The 16,788-nt window shown below is 66.0% G+C and carries 12 protein-coding genes; 7 read left to right on the plus strand and 5 right to left on the minus strand.

Annotated elements, in window-relative coordinates; genetic code table 11:
• Window positions 1-855 carry a phosphate/phosphite/phosphonate ABC transporter substrate-binding protein gene (locus ACEN9G_RS24880; RefSeq protein WP_483127116.1) on the minus strand — a complete coding sequence of 285 codons (855 nt, stop codon included), beginning with the start codon at window positions 853-855 and terminating at the stop codon, window positions 1-3.
• 154 nt (window positions 856-1,009) lie between these two features.
• Window positions 1,010-2,512 carry a peptide MFS transporter gene (locus tag ACEN9G_RS24885; protein WP_413344553.1) on the minus strand — a complete coding sequence of 501 codons (1,503 nt, stop codon included), beginning with the start codon at window positions 2,510-2,512 and terminating at the stop codon, window positions 1,010-1,012.
• A 164-nt stretch (window positions 2,513-2,676) separates the two neighbouring features.
• Between ACEN9G_RS24885 and ACEN9G_RS24890 the strand changes: the two genes are divergently transcribed.
• The 3 genes from ACEN9G_RS24890 to ACEN9G_RS24900 all read left to right on the plus strand — a co-directional run bounded on the left by ACEN9G_RS24890 (window position 2,677) and on the right by ACEN9G_RS24900 (window position 8,900).
• Entirely contained in the window at window positions 2,677-4,881 is a 2,205-nt protein-coding gene (locus ACEN9G_RS24890) for a hybrid sensor histidine kinase/response regulator (protein WP_483127117.1), read from the plus strand.
• 254 nt (window positions 4,882-5,135) lie between these two features.
• Entirely contained in the window at window positions 5,136-8,429 is a 3,294-nt protein-coding gene (locus ACEN9G_RS24895; RefSeq protein ID WP_495605465.1) for a PAS domain-containing hybrid sensor histidine kinase/response regulator, read from the plus strand.
• Between the two features lie 150 nt (window positions 8,430-8,579).
• A complete protein-coding gene (locus tag ACEN9G_RS24900) occupies window positions 8,580-8,900 on the plus strand; it encodes a hypothetical protein (protein ID WP_413339911.1) in 321 nt (106 codons plus the stop codon).
• Window positions 8,901-8,934: 34 nt separating this feature from the next.
• Here the strand turns inward: ACEN9G_RS24900 and ACEN9G_RS24905 are convergent, their stop codons facing one another.
• From ACEN9G_RS24905 to map, 3 genes are all read right to left on the minus strand, one after another.
• Window positions 8,935-9,681 carry a pseudouridine synthase gene (locus tag ACEN9G_RS24905; RefSeq protein ID WP_413339910.1) on the minus strand — a complete coding sequence of 249 codons (747 nt, stop codon included), beginning with the start codon at window positions 9,679-9,681 and terminating at the stop codon, window positions 8,935-8,937.
• 167 nt (window positions 9,682-9,848) lie between these two features.
• On the minus strand, window positions 9,849-12,443 hold the full coding sequence (locus ACEN9G_RS24910; RefSeq protein WP_413339908.1) for a [protein-PII] uridylyltransferase: 2,595 nt from the start codon (window positions 12,441-12,443) through the stop codon (window positions 9,849-9,851).
• Window positions 12,444-12,452: 9 nt separating this feature from the next.
• Window positions 12,453-13,277: a type I methionyl aminopeptidase gene (map, locus tag ACEN9G_RS24915; protein ID WP_413339906.1), complete on the minus strand. Its 825-nt coding sequence runs from the start codon at window positions 13,275-13,277 to the stop codon at window positions 12,453-12,455.
• Window positions 13,278-13,531: 254 nt separating this feature from the next.
• On the opposite strand from map, the gene rpsB reads away from it, so the two are divergent.
• The 4 genes from rpsB to frr all read left to right on the plus strand — a co-directional run bounded on the left by rpsB (window position 13,532) and on the right by frr (window position 16,736).
• Complete coding sequence (gene rpsB / locus ACEN9G_RS24920; protein WP_036228556.1) at window positions 13,532-14,278, plus strand: 30S ribosomal protein S2; 747 nt, start codon at window positions 13,532-13,534, stop codon at window positions 14,276-14,278.
• Window positions 14,279-14,424: 146 nt separating this feature from the next.
• Window positions 14,425-15,333, plus strand: coding sequence for a translation elongation factor Ts (gene tsf / locus ACEN9G_RS24925; RefSeq protein ID WP_371762385.1), 909 nt, complete (start codon window positions 14,425-14,427; stop codon window positions 15,331-15,333).
• Between the two features lie 97 nt (window positions 15,334-15,430).
• Window positions 15,431-16,147: a UMP kinase gene (pyrH, locus tag ACEN9G_RS24930; RefSeq protein WP_036228558.1), complete on the plus strand. Its 717-nt coding sequence runs from the start codon at window positions 15,431-15,433 to the stop codon at window positions 16,145-16,147.
• Between the two features lie 28 nt (window positions 16,148-16,175).
• On the plus strand, window positions 16,176-16,736 hold the full coding sequence (gene frr, locus ACEN9G_RS24935; RefSeq protein WP_036228560.1) for a ribosome recycling factor: 561 nt from the start codon (window positions 16,176-16,178) through the stop codon (window positions 16,734-16,736).
• Window positions 16,737-16,788 lie beyond the last annotated feature (52 nt).

Below are 16,788 nucleotides of genomic sequence, written 5' to 3' on the forward strand. Positions count from 1 at the left end.
TCAGCGCACGTTCGGCGGCGCTTCCGCGTAGAACGCGCGGTAGCCGGCATAGTCGGCGTCGCTGGCCGCGACGAAGGCGAGCGGCGCCGCGGCATGCACGAGTTCCGTGGCGGCCGCGAGGATACGGCGGCCTTCCGGGTCCTTGTCCATGCCGATGAAGGCCTGGGCGACGGCGCGGACCTGGTCGGCCGGCACCCGCGGCGACGCCATCAGCGCGAGATCGTTGAACGGTTCCGAACTCCACAGCACGCGGAACGACTTATGTTCGCGCCGCTCGTAGTTCTGCACGAGTTGCGAATTGGCGCCGGCCGCCATCGCCTTGCCCGCGAATATCTGTGCAAAGGCGGCATCCATATTGCCAGCAAAGACGACGTCGACGGGGATGTTCCGGTGCTGCAACTGGGCATACGCCACCTTGTACGCGATTATCGCTTCCGGCCCCGGGAAGGCGACGGACTCGCCGGCCAGTTGCGCCAGGGTCATCACGTGCGAATCGGCCGGCACGACGATCTGCGCCCGCACGGGCGGCGCGTCGCGGCGGCCGAACACCGTCCAGCCCATCCTGGCGCGGTCGGGGCTGAACAGGTGATTCGTGAACGCGAAGTCGACTTCGCGCGCGAGCACGTAGCTCGTCGTATCGGCCGACGTGCGGCCCAGCTTGAGATTCAGCCGGACGCCGCTTTTCTGCGACACGTAGCGGATGATCGGGTTCCAGAAACCGGCCGACACCTGCAGGTTGTACTGGTTGACCGGCGAAAAATTGTAGGCCGGCGGCGGCGCGGCACGCACGGCGCCGGCGGCGGACAGGCAGGCCACGACGGCCAGGAGAGGGCGGACGAAGTAAGGACGATACATGGCTCGTTGACGTGGCGCCGGCGGGGTGTCGGCCGGCATGTCGCAAATATAACATATTTCCGGTTTGCAACAAGCCGAAACGTTTTGCCAAGGTTGTCGTCACGTTGTATCGATGCGTTCCTCATGGAAGATGCCGTGCTTGCGCTCCATGCGGTCAGTTGTGCGCGTGGTGCGTGGCCGACAGTTTGCGCATCAGGGGCAGCACCGCGAGGGCGATCGCCGTGCAGACGAGCGCGCCTACGCCCAGCCTGTTGAACAGGCTCGTGTAGATGGGCAGGGTCTGCACGGGGTCCGTCACGTCGCCCGGCACGCTGGCCAGGTTGGCGACGACGCCGCCCAGGTATTGCGAGATCCCGGTGGCGACATAGTACGCGCCCATCATGAAGCCGCTCATGCGCACCGGCACGTAGCGCGCGACCATCGCGAGGCCGAGGCCGGAGACGAGCAGTTCGCCCAGCGAATACAGGCCGTAGCCCGCGACCATCACCCACGACGACGTCTTGCCGCCGACGGCGAACGTGCCCGCCACACCGTACGCGAAGAAGCCGAGCGCCACGGCGAAGAAGCCCAGCGCGAACTTGCCGGCGATCGACAAGTCCCTGCCGCTGCGGCCGGCGGTACTGTAGGTCCACGCGAGCACGGGCGACAGCACCATGATCCAGATGGCGTTCAGCGCCTGGAACTGGGCCGGCGACCAGTCGAACAGGTGCGCGCCGAGCAGGTTGAATTCCAGGTCGACGTTGCGCAGCGCGAACAGCGACAGCGACGTCGACATCTGCTGGTAGAAGATGAAGAAGAACACGGACTGCAAGGTGAGCACGAGCGCCGCCGTCAGGCCGGCGCGCTCGTTCGGCGCGCTCCTGCGGATCAGGTGGATGAAGATGCCCAGCACGACGAGGCCGGCCAGGTAGACGAAGATGCGGGCCAGCGTCTGGTATTCGAGGATCACGGCCGACACGCCGACCATCACGACGCCGCCCGCCAGCACGGCGGCGAGCTTGCCCACGGCGAGCGGGCGCTCGTCCGGCAGCGAGCCCACGTGGGCGATCGTCGCGCGCATGAGGAGCACGTTGAACAGGCCGACGACGAGGCCGACGCTGCACGCGCCGAACGCGATGTGCCAGCCCACCTCGCCGCCGTACGTCGCGTTGACGTAGTCCTTGATCCACGGCGTGGCCAGCATCGAGATCGTCGAGCCGACGTTCACGGCCATGTAGTACAGCGTGAACGCGCTGTCGATCTTCGAATCGTCGCCTTCGTAGATCTTGCGCACGAGGTTTGCCGTGTTCGGCTTGAACAGGCCGTTGCCGACGACGACGACGCCCAGGGCGCAGAACAGGAACCACGTGTTCTCGGTGGGGACGGCCATCAGCGCATAGCCGACCGTGAGGACGAGGGCGCCCAGCACCATCGAGCGCTTGGTGCCGAGGACCTTGTCGCCGATCCAGCCGCCGATCGCGGGCGAGACGTAGATCAGCGCCGCGGCGGCGCTCCAGACCAGGTTGGCGCGGCTGTCGTCGAAGCCGAGGCGCTGGACCATGAAGTACACGATCAGCGCCTGCATGCCGTAGTAGCCGAAGCGTTCCCACATCTCGATCAGGGCGATGGTGAGGAACGAACGGGATTGCGTGGGGAGGGGAGGGATTTCGGTTTTCATGGAAAGGGTCGGGCAAAGCGTGGATGCTACGCCAGAGACAGGCAGCATGCAACACGCGTATCGCCTGTACTGACAGGGGTTATGCGTTTTTTTGCGTGTGCGCGAGCTGTTTCAAACTTGCAGAAGTTACAATCAGAAGATTCGGATTTTCGTGATCGGAAACCATGAGAGTACGCACGCATTTGGCCCTGCTGGCCGCCGTCGTTTTCCTACCCGTGATCCTGGGATCGGCGATCGCCATCCGGCTGCTGCTCGATGCGGAACGCCAGGCCGTGCTGCGCGGCATGCAGGAGCTGGCGCGCGCCACCGTACTGACGATGGACCAGGAACTCACGGCCGCGCTGGCCAGCGGGCAGGCGCTGACGACGTCGACGGCGCTGTTCCGCGGCGACTTCGCGACGTTCTACAGCCAGGCACGGAGCGCCGACGCCGGCAGCGTCCGCCACACCGTCCTGCTGCGCGCGGATGGCACGCAGGTCTTCAACACCGCCCGGCCCTACGGCGCGCCCGCCGCCGAACCGTTGGCCGGCATGCGCCAGCAGGTGCGCGCGGCGCTCGACCACGGCGGACCGTCCGTGTCCGACCTGATGCTGGGCAGCACGTCGCGCCGCTACGCGGTGGCGGCCCTGACGCCGGTGGCGCTGGACGACGGACGGCGCATGGTGCTTGCGCAGCGGGTGTACGCGGATCGCCTGAACGACATGCTGCCCCGCGACGTGCGGGCGTCGTGGCTGATCACGGTATTCGATCGCACGGGCAACACCATCGCGCGCAACCGCGGCTGGCGCGAATACGTGGCCCGGCCGCCGCGGCCGGAGCTGATGGCGGGCCTGCGCGCCGGCACGGGCATCGTGCGCAGCGACAGCCGCGAAGGCGTGCCGATGGTCGGGGCGGTGGCGCGGTCGGCGCTGTCCGGCTGGACGGCCGCCGTCGGCGTGCCGGTGGCGGAACTGGAGGCGACGGCCGCGCGCGCCGTCGCGCTCACGGCCGGGACGCTGCTGTGCGCGGTGGCGCTCGCGTGCGTGGGTGCGCTGCTGTTCGCGCGCCGCCTGCTGCGCGCCACGGAATACCTGGGCGCCGCCACCGAGGGCATGGTCGACGGCTGGCTGCCGCCGCCGGCCGACCTGCGCATCACGGAACTCAACGCGCTGCAAAAGGTGCTGCACGCCGTGTCCACCCGCCTGATCCGGCTGGACGCGGCACGCCAGCGCCACCTGGCCGAGGCGCAGGCGGCGCGCAGCCTGGCCGAGGCGCAGAACCGCGCCAAGGACGAATTCCTCGCGATGCTCGGCCACGAGCTGCGCAATCCGCTGGGCGCGATCAGTTCCGCGATCGCCCTGGTCCAGATGGGCGCCAGCGGCCCGGCGGCCGAGCGCGCGCACCAGATCATCGGGCGCCAGAGCCGCCACCTGGCCCACCTCGTCGACGAACTGCTGGACGCCAACCGGGTACTGAGCGGCCGCGTGGCACTGGCGCCCGTGCCGCTCGACCTGGCGGCGGCCGTGCGCGACGTGGTGCTGACGCTGCAGACGCAGGGCACGACGGCCGAGCACACCGTCGACCTGGACCTGGCGCCGCTGTGGGTCTGCGCCGATCCGACCCGGCTGCAGCAGGTGATCGGCAACCTGGTCGAGAACGCCGCCAAGTACACGCAGGCGGGCGGCTGGATCCGCGTGTCGGTCCGCCGCGCGACCGAACCGGGCATGGCCGAGCTGGAGGTGGCCGACAACGGCAAGGGCATCGACGCCGACCTGCTGCCCCGCATCTGGGACGTGTTCGTGCAGGGCAAGGTGCTCAGCCGCGCCAAGGGCGGGCTCGGCATCGGCCTGGCCGTCGTCAGGTCGCTCGTCGAGCAGCAGCACGGCAGCGTGGCCGTCGCCAGCGCCGGACCGCAGCAGGGCAGCACGTTCATCGTGCGCCTGCCCCTGGCGCATGCGGCCCTCGCCGACTCAAGCGCGGACGGCGGCGCGGACGGCGGCGCGGACGCGGATGGCGCGCCCGTCGCGCCCGGCCGGCGCGTGCTGCTGGTGGAAGACAACGACGACCTGCGCGAGATGACCTGCGCGCTGCTGCAATCGCGCGGCTGCACGGTCATGACGGCGGCGGACGGCAAGTCCGCGCTGGCGCTGGCCGCGCGCCGGCGGCCCGACGTCGCCTTCGTCGACATCGACCTGCCCGACATCTCCGGCTACGAGGTCGCGCGGACGCTGGCGCGCCAGGGTGGCATCCGGCTCGTGGCCGTCACCGGCTACGGCCAGCCGGACGACGTGCGCCGGGCGCTGGCCGCCGGGTTCGACCTGCACCTGAAAAAGCCCGTGCGTCTGGACGAACTGGAGCGCGCGCTGGGCGAACCCGACCCGGTGCGCTGATCGTTCGCAATCATCGCGAACACAATGAAAATTTTCGCGCCGCCTGTTATCGCTATCTTCTTTATATCGTGAAGCGGGTAGGTGGCCGTTCAAATACCTTGATTTGGCGGGCGTACCACCATTTCGTTCGTCGTTGCCCCGGAATTCGTTAAATATTGTTAAACATGGCGGGCACGATTGAAATTCGATTGGCACTGATCGGATTGTCAAGTAATCTGGGGTTGCAGGGTGTGGGCAACCAAGACTCGACGACCATGGCCGACTCGACATTTGATGCAGCGACCGGAGCCCGCGACGACGAGGTCGTCGAAGCGGTATTGCGCGAACGCGCGGCGCACCTGCCCGCGCGCGACGGCGCGGCGGAGAGCGTCGTGCTGGCGCGGCTGGCGCAGGCGCTGGCCGACACGCCGGAGCACGTGCTGCAGCACCTGGCCGATGCCGTGCGTGCGCTGTGCGGGGCCGATGCAGTCGTCGTGGCGGTGCGCGATGGAGCGGACGGGAGCGACGGCGGCACCGTGCGCTGGTGCGTCGTCTCCGGCGCGCTTGCCGGGCACGAGGGCGAGCGCTGGGGCCTGGACGAGTGCGCGTGCGGCACCGTCATCCGCGCCGACGGCGCCGTGCTGCTGGAACAGCCGGCCGACGCGTACCCTTCGCTGCGCGCCAGCGGGGTGCCGGTCGCCGAGTTTCTCGGCGTGCCGTGGCACCTCCACGGCGCCGCCGCCGGTGCGCTGGCGGCCGTGCTGGCCGATGACGGCACGCATTTCGACGCCGAGGACCTGCGCCGCCTGCGCACCTGCGCGGCGTTCGCCGCGGCCGCGCACCAGGCCGGCGGCGGCGAGATCGAGCGCAAGGTCGAGGAACGCCTGCGGCCCGTCCTTGAAACCAAGGAGCACCTGGAGCGCGAGGTCGAGGAAAGCCGCGCGGCCGAGCGCCTGCTGCGCGAACACAAGGCCCTCATCGACGCCACCCTCAGCATCAGCACCGTCGGCGTGCTGTATTTCGACATCGACGGCACCGTGCGCGACGTCAACGCCGCGTTCGAGCGCATGACGGGATACACGCGCGCCGAACTGCGCACGATGCCGAACTGGCGCGACATGACGCCGCCCGAGTTCTGGGACGTGTCGGCGCGCGCGCTGCGCGACCTCATCGACAAGGGGGTGACGCTGCCGTACACGAAGCAGATGAAGCGCAAGGACGGCAGCCGCTGGTGGGGCCTGTTCGCGCCCGCGCGCATCTCGGGCGACGGCGCGAACGCGCGCTGCGTGCTGTTCGTCATCGACGTCACCGAGAACAAGGAGACTGAGGCGCGCCTGGCCGAGAGCGAGGAACGGTTCCGCGCGATGGTCGAGGGCTTCGCGCAGACCGTGTGGGAGTCGGATGCGCACGGCCGCGTCGTCACCGGTTCGCCCAGCTGGACGGCCTACACGGGCCAGGCGGAATCGGCGTCGCTGGGCGTGGGCTGGATCGAGGCCGTGCATCCGGACGACCGCGCCTACGCGCTGCGCGAATGGCGCGCGGCCGTCGGTACGCGCCGCGTCCTGAACGCCGAGTTCCGCGTGCAGATGGCGTCCGGCGGCTGGCGCTGGACCAATGCCCGCGCGGCGCCGCTGTTCAACCGCGACGGGAGCGTCCGCAAATGGGTCGGCATGCACATCGACGTCGACGAGCGCCGCCGCACCCAGGCCGCGCTGGCGGAGAGCGAGCGGCGCTACCGCATGCTGTTCGAGGCGATGGACGAAGGTTTTCTCCTCGCGACCGTCCGCTTCGACGACACGGGCCGGCCGACGGGCCTCGATTACGCGGAAGCGAATCCGGCCGCCGTGCGCATGGCCAACATCGCCTACGTGGGGCCGGGCCAACTCCGCATGCGCCCGGAGCACGAGCCGTGCTGGCTGGACGCCTGCGCCCAGGTCGTGCGCACCGGCGTCTCCAGCCGCTCGCAATGCTTCTCGCAGCCGCTGGGCAACTGGTACGACTTCTTCGTGTACCCGGTCGGCGGGCGCCAGGTGCCGCGCGTGGCGATCCTGTTCCACGACATCACCGTGCGCAGGCGCGCCGAGGATGCGCTGCGCGAGAGCGAGGGCCGGTTCCGCGCGCTGGCCGATGCGTCGCCCGCGCTCGTGTACCAGTTCGACGTGGACGGCAACGTCATCTACCTGAACCAGCGCTGCGTGACGAACGACGTGTCTGCGGAGGACGGCAGGACCGGCTGGAAGAGCATCGCACGGCCGGACGACATGGACGGGTACCTGCGCGACGTGTACGACGGGATCCGCACACGCGGCGCCTACACCCAGCGTGTCCAGACGGTCGTGAAGGACGGCAGCCGGCACTGGTTCGAATCCCATGCGTCGCCCTGGCATTCGGGCGACGGCGAACACCGTGGCTATGTCGGCATCTCGCTCGACATCACGGGGGCCGTGCAGGCCGAGGAGGCCCTAAAGGAGGCCGATCGTCGCAAGGACGAGTTCCTTGCGACGCTGGCCCACGAACTGCGCAATCCCCTGGCCCCGATCAGCAACGCGGTGCAGCTGATGCGCCGTCCCGACGGCCGGCGCCAGTCCGACCGCGTGGTCGAGATGGTGGGGCGGCAGGTGAAGCAGATGGCGCGCCTCGTCGACGACCTGCTGGAAGTGTCGCGCATCACGCGCGGCAAGATCGACCTGAAGCTGGAGCGGGTGCCGTTCGCCGAGATCGTCCACGGCGCCGTCGAGACGAGCCAGCCGATGATCGACCGCGCCGGTCACCAGCTCGCCGTCGCGCTGCCGGAGCAGCCGCTCGTCCTCGAGGCCGACCGCGTGCGCCTGACGCAGGTGTTTGCGAACCTGCTCAACAACGCCGCCAAGTACACGGACACGGGCGGGCGCATCTGGTTCGACGCGCGGCGCGAGGATGGCCAGGTCGTGGCCATCGTGCGCGACACGGGCATCGGCATTCCGGCTGACGCGCTGCCCTGCGTGTTCGACATGTTCGCCCAGGTTCACCGGTCGGCGGGACGGGGGCAGGGCGGCCTCGGCATCGGCCTGACGATGGTGCGCAGCCTCGTCGAGATGCACCACGGCACCGTCGAGGCGCGCAGCGCCGGACCGGGCCAGGGCAGCGAATTCATCGTGCGGCTACCGCTTGCGCCCGTGCGCGACGTCGACGACGACGCGCCTCCCTTGGGCCAGGCGCGTCCCGCCGCACCGTTCCACGGCCAGCGCATCCTCGTCGTGGACGACAACCGCGATGCCGCCGATACGCTCGGGCTATTGCTCGAAGCGGATGGCGCCGAGGTCCGCGTCGTGTACGACGGCCGCGCCGCGCTGGCGATGGCCGAATCGTTCCAGCCGACCAGTGTCCTGCTCGACCTGGGCATGCCCGGCATGGACGGTTACGAAGTCGCGCGCCGCCTGCGCCAGGACGAACGCTTCGCCGGCGTGCGGATTGCGGCGCTGACCGGCTGGGGGCAGGACGCCGACCGGCGCCAGACCCGCAACCGCGGTTTTTCCCACCATCTGACGAAACCCGTCAGTCTCGAGGAGTTGCACCAGATTCTTGTCTGAAACTGATCATACGACGTTGTTGAAACAATAAGTTACAAAATTGTGACATATGCGAACTGCATTTGGTTCCGCTATGTGCGTTAGCGAACGTCAATGTGCCCGCCGCCTAAGTAGACTGAAATCAACGTCAACCGATGTTGGGAGGCAGCGATGGCGTGGATTTCACAATTCGTCAGATACCTGGGCGTCTTCAACGACCCCCAGTTACACCCCGAAACGATTTCGGACCTCCCACCGTTTGCACTGCGCCAGACGCTCGAAGCGCTGCTGCGGACCGGCTGGATGAAGACGTTCGAATACGATGCCGAGGATGCGTGGGTCGATTACGCCCGCGTGGACTTGCGCCGGGGCCGATCGAAGCTGAGGCTGGAGTGGGACCAGGACAGCGGCGGCACCGTCGAGGCGCCGCGGGCGGTGCTCGCTGAACTGCGCGTGCTCGATCCGTGGATGCAGATGCGGCACGCGCATTGACGTTGCCCTGAGCCCGCCAAAACGCACCGTTGACTCAAAACCTCTCGTCCGCGCCCAGGTAGCGCCACTGCCCGGGCGGCAGTTCGCCGAGCTTCACGCGCCCGATGCGCACGCGCTTGAGGCCGATGACTTTCAGGCCGACCATGTCGCACATGCGGCGGATCTGGCGCTTGCGGCCTTCCCTCAGTGTGAAGCTGAGCTGGTCGTCGTTTTGCCAGCGCACCTTCGCGGGCAGCAGCGGTTTGCCGTCCATCCACAGGCCGTGGTTCAGCTTCTTGAGGTCGGCGTCCGGCAGGCGTCCCGGCTTCGTGTACTGCACGCGTACGAGGTATTCTTTTTCGATGGACGTGTCTTCGCCGATCAATTGCTTGGCGATGCGGCCGTCCTGCGTGAGCACGAGCAGGCCGACGGAATCGATGTCCAGTCGTCCGGCCGGCACGAGGGATTTCAGCTGCGTGGGGTGGAACTGCTCGGGCGACGGATCGTCCGCCCAGCGGTTTTCCGGCTTCACGAGCACGACGGCCGGCTTGTAGCCGTCTTCGGCCTGGCCGCTGACGTAGCCGACCGGCTTGTTCAGCAGCACGGTGACGCGCTTCGCCTGCTGGGCGGCGGCCTGGCGCTCGACGGTGATCTTCTGGTGCGGCAGCACTTTGCTGCCGAGCTCGGAGACCACCTCGCCGTCGACTCGCACCCATCCTTTTGCGATCCACTCGTCGGCCTCGCGGCGGGAAGACAGGCCAAGTTCGGACATGCGTTTGGAGAGGCGTACGGGTTCGGTCATGGTGACTTCAGATAAATACGAAAACAAAAAACACCGTCGTTCCCGCGGAGGCGGGAACCCATGCTGAAGCGCCGAAGTCACTCCGGTGACAGGCTGCAGTCGTTTTCGAATGACAGAATTCTGTGGCTCAGTATGGATTCCCGCTTTCGCGGGAATGACGCTTTAACTTAGATTTTTACGGCATCCAGCAGCTCGGTCTCCAGCTGCACCTGCACCCGCTGGTTATTGAGCGCCTGCCCATCGATGAGGAACACGTCCTCGACGCGCTCGCCCAGGGTCATGATCTTGGCGGTGTGCAGGTTGATGCGATAACGCGCCAGCACGCTCGCGATCGCGTACAGCAGCCCGTTGCGGTCGTTGGCGCCGATGGACAACACCCAGAACTGGCCGCGCTCGTCCGGGCGCATGTCCACGGTCGGCGTGATGGGGAAGTTGCGCGACATGCGCGACAGCCGGCCCCGCAGCGGCGGGCACAAGGGTTCCTGGTGCACGAGCACCTCGCACAGCTCGTGCTCGATCAGGTTGATGATGTCGCGGTAGCTGTTGGCGAAATGCTCGTCCGTGATGAGGAACGTGTCGAGCGCGTAGCCATCCTTCGTCGTGTGGATCTTGGCGTCGAGGATGGAAAAGTTCTTGCGGTCGAAATAGCTGCAGATGCGCGCGAACAGGTCGGGCTGGTCCTGCACGTACACCGTCACCTGCAGGCCTTCGCCGATCGGCGCCAGGCGCGATTTCACGACGGGCTTGTCGCGGCCCAGCTTGTCGACCAGGCAGCGCGTCTGCCAGGCGATGTCGGACGCGTCGTGGCGCAGGAAATATGCCATGTCGAGCTGCTTCCACAGCGCCTCGTGCGCATCGGACGGCAGGCCGAACAGGCGCAGCGTCGCCAGCGCTTCCTGCTGGCGCGCGCGCAGTTCGCGGTCGGCCGACGGCGGCTCGCCGCCCAGCACGCGCAGCGTCATCTTGTACAGGTCTTCCAGCAGCTTCGCCTTCCACGCATTCCACACCTTCGGGCTCGTGCCGCGGATGTCGGCCACCGTCAGCAGGTACAGCGCGGTCAGGTGGCGTTCGTCGCGCACGAGGCGGGCGAAGGACTGGATCACGTCCGGATCGGACAGGTCCTGCTTTTGCGCCACCACCGACATCGTCAGGTGGTGCTCCACGAGGAACACGACCAGTTCCGTGTCTTCCTCGGACAGCGCATGGTCGCGGCAGAATTCGCGCGCATCGACCTTGCCCAGTTCCGAGTGGTCGCCGCCGCGGCCCTTGGCGATGTCGTGGAAGAGGGCGGCCACGTACAGCAGCCAGCGGTCGCGGAAATTCGCGATCAGCTGGCTGCAGAACGGGTATTCGTGTGCGTGCTCCGTCATCGTGAAGCGGCGCATGTTGCGCACGACCATCATGATGTGCTGGTCGACCGTGTACACGTGGAACAGGTCGTGCTGCATCTGGCCGATGATGCGGCGGAAGTTCGGCAGGTAGCGGCCGAGGACGCCCATGTCGTTCATGCGGCGCAGCGCGTGCACGAGGCCCACGGGCGCCTGCAGCACGCGCAGGAACAGGGCGCGGTGCTGCGGATTCGCGCGGAACGCGTCGTCGATGAGGGTGCGGGCGTGCCACAGGGCGCGCATCGTGCGTGCGGTCATGCCCTTGATGTCGGGGCGCTCCGTCATCAGCACGAAGATTTCCAGCACGGCGGAAGGCGTGGATTCGAACGTGTCGTCCGCGGCGATGTCGATGAAGCCGCCCACTTCGTTGAAGCGCGGGTTGATCGGCACCGGTTGCGACGGCGTGGGGAACAGGTAGGCTTCGATGTTCTGCAGCAGGATCGTGTTCAGCTGGGTCACCGTCTTCGCAGCCCAGTAATATCTCTGCATCAGGTATTCGCTGGCGCGGCGCGCATCGAGGCCTGCGCCGGTCGACGTGAGGCCGAACGTTTCCGCGATGGCCGTCTGGACGTCGAACACGAGGCGGTCTTCCCGCCGGTTCGTCTGCAGGTGCAGGCGGATGCGGATGTCCTTGAAGGCGCGCTCCTTTTCCATCAGCTGGCGCGCTTCCTCGCGCGTGATCAGGTCGCGCATCGCGAGCTGGCTCCAGGAATTCGCGAGACCGGCCGCCTTGGCCACCCACAGGATCACCTGCAGGTCGCGCAGCGCGCCCGGGCTTTCCTTGACGTTCGGCTCCAGCGAGAACGGCGTGTATTCGTATTTCGCGTGACGCAGGCGCATCTCGGCCGTCTTGGCCTGGAAGAAGGCCTGCGGGTCCATCGCCTCGTCGTAGCGGCGCAGCAGCTCGTTGAACACGGCTTCATTGCCCGTCACGAGGCGGGCTTCCAGCAGGCTCGTCTGCACGGTGATGTCGGCGGCCGACTCCGTCATGCATTCGTCCACCGTGCGGATGCTGTGGCCGATCTCCAGGCCCAGGTCCCACAGCAGCTGCACGAAGTTTTCCAGCTTCGCCTGCGCGATCGCGTCGGGCGGGTTGCCCAGCAGGATCAGGAGGTCGACGTCGGAATTCGGGAACAGCTCGCCGCGGCCATAGCCGCCCACGCCCACGAGCGCCGCGTCAAGCGGGAGACCGGCCGCGTGCCACGCATCCGCCAGCACGCCGTCGACGCTGTGGCGCAGGCCGCGCAACAGTTTTTCCGGCTTGCCGTTCGCGCGGAAGTCGGCAATGACGAGCTGGCGCTCGGCTTTCAGTCGCTGTTTCAATTGCAGCGGCTGCAGGGGTTGCGGCGGCGGGGCGATGGTGGCAGTGGACATGGTGGCGGATCAGGCGGCGACGGTGTCTTTCGGCTGGATGATGGCGGGAGGCGGCGGGGTGCCGGCCGACGTCGTCAGCACTTCGTAGCCCGTCTCCGTCACGAGGATCATGTGTTCCCACTGGGCCGACAGGCTGCGGTCCTTCGTCTTGATCGTCCAGCCGTCCGGCATTTCGCGGATCTCGCGGCGGCCCGCGTTGATCATCGGCTCGATCGTGAAGATCATGCCGGCTTTCAGCTCCTCGCCCGTGCCCGGGCGGCCGTAGTGCAGCACTTGCGGTTCTTCGTGGAACACCTTGCCGATGCCGTGGCCGCAGAATTCGCGCACGACGGAGTAGCCCGCGTTTTCCGCATGCTGCTGGATCACGTGGCCGATGTCGCCCAGGTGCGCGCCCGGTTTCACCTTGCTGATGCCCAGCCACATGCATTCGTAGGTGATGTCCGTCAGGCGGCGCGCCAGCTTCGACGGTTCGCCGATGAAGAACATGCGGCTGTTGTCGCCGTGGTAACCGTCCTTGGTGATGACGGTGACGTCGATGTTCACCACGTCGCCATTCTTGAGGACCTTGTCGCCCGGAATGCCGTGGCAGATCACGTCGTTGACGGAGGTGCAGACGGCTTTCGGGAACGGCGGGTAGCCCGGCGGCGCATAGTTCAGCGGGGCGGGGACGGTGCCTTGCACGTTGACCATGTATTCATGGCACAGGCGGTCCAGTTCGCCGGTGGTCACGCCCGGCTTGACGAAGGGCGTGATGTAGTCGAGCACCTCGGCGCCGAGGCGGCCGGCGATGCGCATGCCCTCGATGTCTTCCGGGGTCTTGATGGAAATTGCCATATTGATCCGTTCTGCAATAAGTTCTGTGCCGGTCATTATATGTGATTCATAACGCCGCCGGGCCGGCGGCCGCCGCCGCTTTTGAGAGCCGCATGCGTGCCCGAGCTTGAAATTCGTGTCAAATCCCGCTAGAATCTCGGGTTGCTCGTGTCCATATCGAGCAATTTGTGAATGTAAATCGCGAATGCGGCCGACAAGGGTGCCCGGAAACGGGTGTACCGGCCGTCATTCAAGACCCAACCCTGGAGAATACAATGTCTGTCACTATGCGCGAAATGCTGGAAGCCGGTGTTCACTTCGGCCACCAGACCCGTTTCTGGAACCCGAAAATGGCCCCGTTCATCTTCGGTCATCGCAACAAGATCCACATCATCAACCTGGAAAAAACCATGGCGATGTACCAGGATGCGATGAAGACCATCAAGCAGATCGCCGCCAACCGCGGCACGATCCTGCTGGTGGGCACGAAGCGCCAGGCCCGCGACATCATCGCCGCTGAAGCACAGCGCGCCGGTGTGCCGTACGTCGACCAGCGCTGGCTGGGCGGCATGCTGACCAACTTCAAGACCATCAAGACCTCGATCAAGCGCCTGAAGGACATGGAAGCTGCCATCGAGTCGGGCGAAGTCGAGAAGATGAGCAAGAAAGAAGCGCTGATGTTCTCGCGCGAACTGGAAAAGCTGCAGAAGTCGATCGGCGGCATCAAGGACCTGCAGGGCGTGCCGGACGCGATCTTCGTCGTGGACGTCGGCTACCACAAGGGCGCCGTCACCGAAGCCGGCAAGCTGGGCATCCCGGTCATCGGCGTGGTCGATACCAACCACTCGCCGGAAGGCGTGTCGCACGTGATCCCGGGTAACGACGACTCGTCGAAGGCCATCACCCTGTACGCACGCGGCGTCGCCGATGCGATCCTGGAAGGCCGCGCCAACGCGACCAACGAAGTCGCCGAGATGGTCAAGTCGGCTGACGACTTCGTCGAAGTTTCCGAGCAAGCTTAATTGCCCGCGGGTCACGGCCCGCTGAGCTGTAAAGGGGGCGCCGAGCCTAAGATCGAGCGCCCCTTTTTGTAAGCAATTCCTGAACAGATTAATAATATGCAAGACGCCGAAGACGGCGGCTTGCTCCTACTTTTAGGAGAATGAACATGGCAGCGATTACTGCAGCGATGGTTGGCGAACTGCGCGCCAAGACCGACGCACCGATGATGGAATGCAAGAAGGCACTGAACGAAGCCGAAGGCGACATGGCGCGTGCCGAAGAGATCCTGCGCGTCAAGCTGGGCGGCAAGGCATCGAAAGCGGCAGCCCGTATCACCGCTGAAGGTGTCGTGACGGCTTTCGTCGCCGGCAACGTCGGCGCGCTGGTCGAAATCAATAGCGAAACCGACTTCGTCGCCAAGAACGACGAGTTCATGGCCATGGCCAACCTGGCTGCCAAGCTGGTCGCCGAGAACAACCCGGCCGACGTCGCCGCCCTGGCCGCCCTGCCGGTCGACGGCAAGACGTTCGACGACGTGCGTACGGCACTGATCGGCAAAATCGGCGAGAATATGACCGTTCGCCGCTTCCAGCGCTTCGAAACCACCGGCAAGCTGGCATCGTACCTGCACGGCAACCGCATCGGCGTGATCGTCGACTACGACGGCGCCGACGAGCAGGTCGGCAAGGACGTCGCGATGCACATCGCCGCGATGAAGCCGGTCTCCCTGTCGGCAGAGCAAGTGCCGGCCGAGCTGATCGAGAAAGAGCGTTCGGTTGCTCAGCTGAAAGCCAAGGAAGACGCCGACAAGGCCGTCGCCGAAGGCAAGCAGCCGCAATCGGCCGAGATCGTCGCCAAGCGTATCGACGGTTCGGTGCAGAAGTACCTGAAAGAAGTGTCGCTGTTCAACCAGGCTTTCGTGAAGAACGACAAGCAAAGCGTCGAGCAGATGCTGAAGGCCGCCAACACCACCGTGAAAGCATTCACGATGTACGTGGTCGGCGAAGGCATCGAGAAGAAAGTCGACGACTTCGCAGCGGAAGTGGCAGCCCAGATGGCTGCTGCCAAGCAGTAATAAAGAGAACGGGCCGCAAGGCCCGTTTTTACAACCGGGCGGTGATCCCGTCCGGTGCAGTACCGAATATGAACCAATGACCACAGGAGCCCTATTCATGACAAAACCAGCCTACCAACGAGTCCTCCTCAAACTGTCTGGCGAAGCGCTGATGGGCGACGATCCGTTCGGCATCAACCGCGCCACCATCGAGCGCATGGTCGCCGACGTCGCGGAGGTGTCGAAGCTGGGTGTGGAACTGGCAGTGGTGATTGGCGGCGGCAATATCTTCCGCGGCGTCGCGCCGGGTGCGCAGGGCATGGACCGCGCGACGGCCGACTACATGGGCATGCTGGCCACCGTGATGAATGCGCTCGCGCTGGCCGACGCCATGCGCCAGCAGGGCATCACCGCCCGCGTGATGTCGGCGATCGGCATCGAGCAGGTGGTCGAGCCCTACGTGCGCCCGAAGGCGCTGCAATACCTGGAAGAGGGCAAGGTCGTCGTGTTCGCAGCCGGTACCGGCAACCCCTTCTTCACCACCGACACCGCAGCCGCACTGCGCGGTTCGGAAATCTCGGCCGAAATTGTATTGAAGGCAACCAAGGTCGATGGCGTATATACTGCCGATCCGAAGAAGGATCCGCACGCGACCCGCTACGAACAGATCTCGTTCGACGAAGCGATCGCGAAGCACCTGCAGGTGATGGACGCCACCGCGTTCGCCCTGTGCCGCGACCAGAAGCTGCCGATCAAGGTGTTCTCGATCGTCAAGCCGGGCGCGCTCAAGCGCGTGATCATGGGCGAGGACGAGGGTACACTCGTACACGTTTAATCAATAGTTAGAAATACAGGAGAGCAGCATGTCCGTAGCTGACGTTAAAAAAAGTGCCCAGGACAAGATGGCGAAATCCATCGAGACCCTGAGAGGCAACCTGGCCAAGGTTCGCACCGGCCGCGCCCACACCGGCATCCTGGACCACGTGATGGTCGACTACTACGGTTCGCCGACCGCGCTGCCGATGGTCGCCAACCTGACCCTGATCGATGCCCGCACGATCGGCGTCCAGCCGTATGAGAAGAAGATGCTGAACGTCATCGAAAAGGCGATCCGCGAATCCGACCTGGGCCTGAACCCGTCGACGTTCGGCGAGCTCGTCCGCGTGCCGACCCCGGCGCTGACCGAAGAGCGCCGCAAGGAAATGGTCAAGCTGTGCAAGTCGGAAGCGGAAGACGCGAAGATCGCCGTCCGCAACGTGCGCCGCGACGCCAACGAACAGCTGAAGAAGCTGGTCAAGGACAAGGCGATCTCGGAAGACGACGAGCGCCGCGCCCAGGACGATGTCCAGAAGATGACCGACAAGGCCGTCGTCGACATCGACAAGCTGGTTGCCGAGAAAGAAAAAGAAGTGATGACTGTGTGATCCGTATTGCGGCATGATATGCCGCATATCGTCGTGGACGTCGGACCGGCAG

Source organism: Massilia sp. Masssp94 (assembly GCF_059491305.1).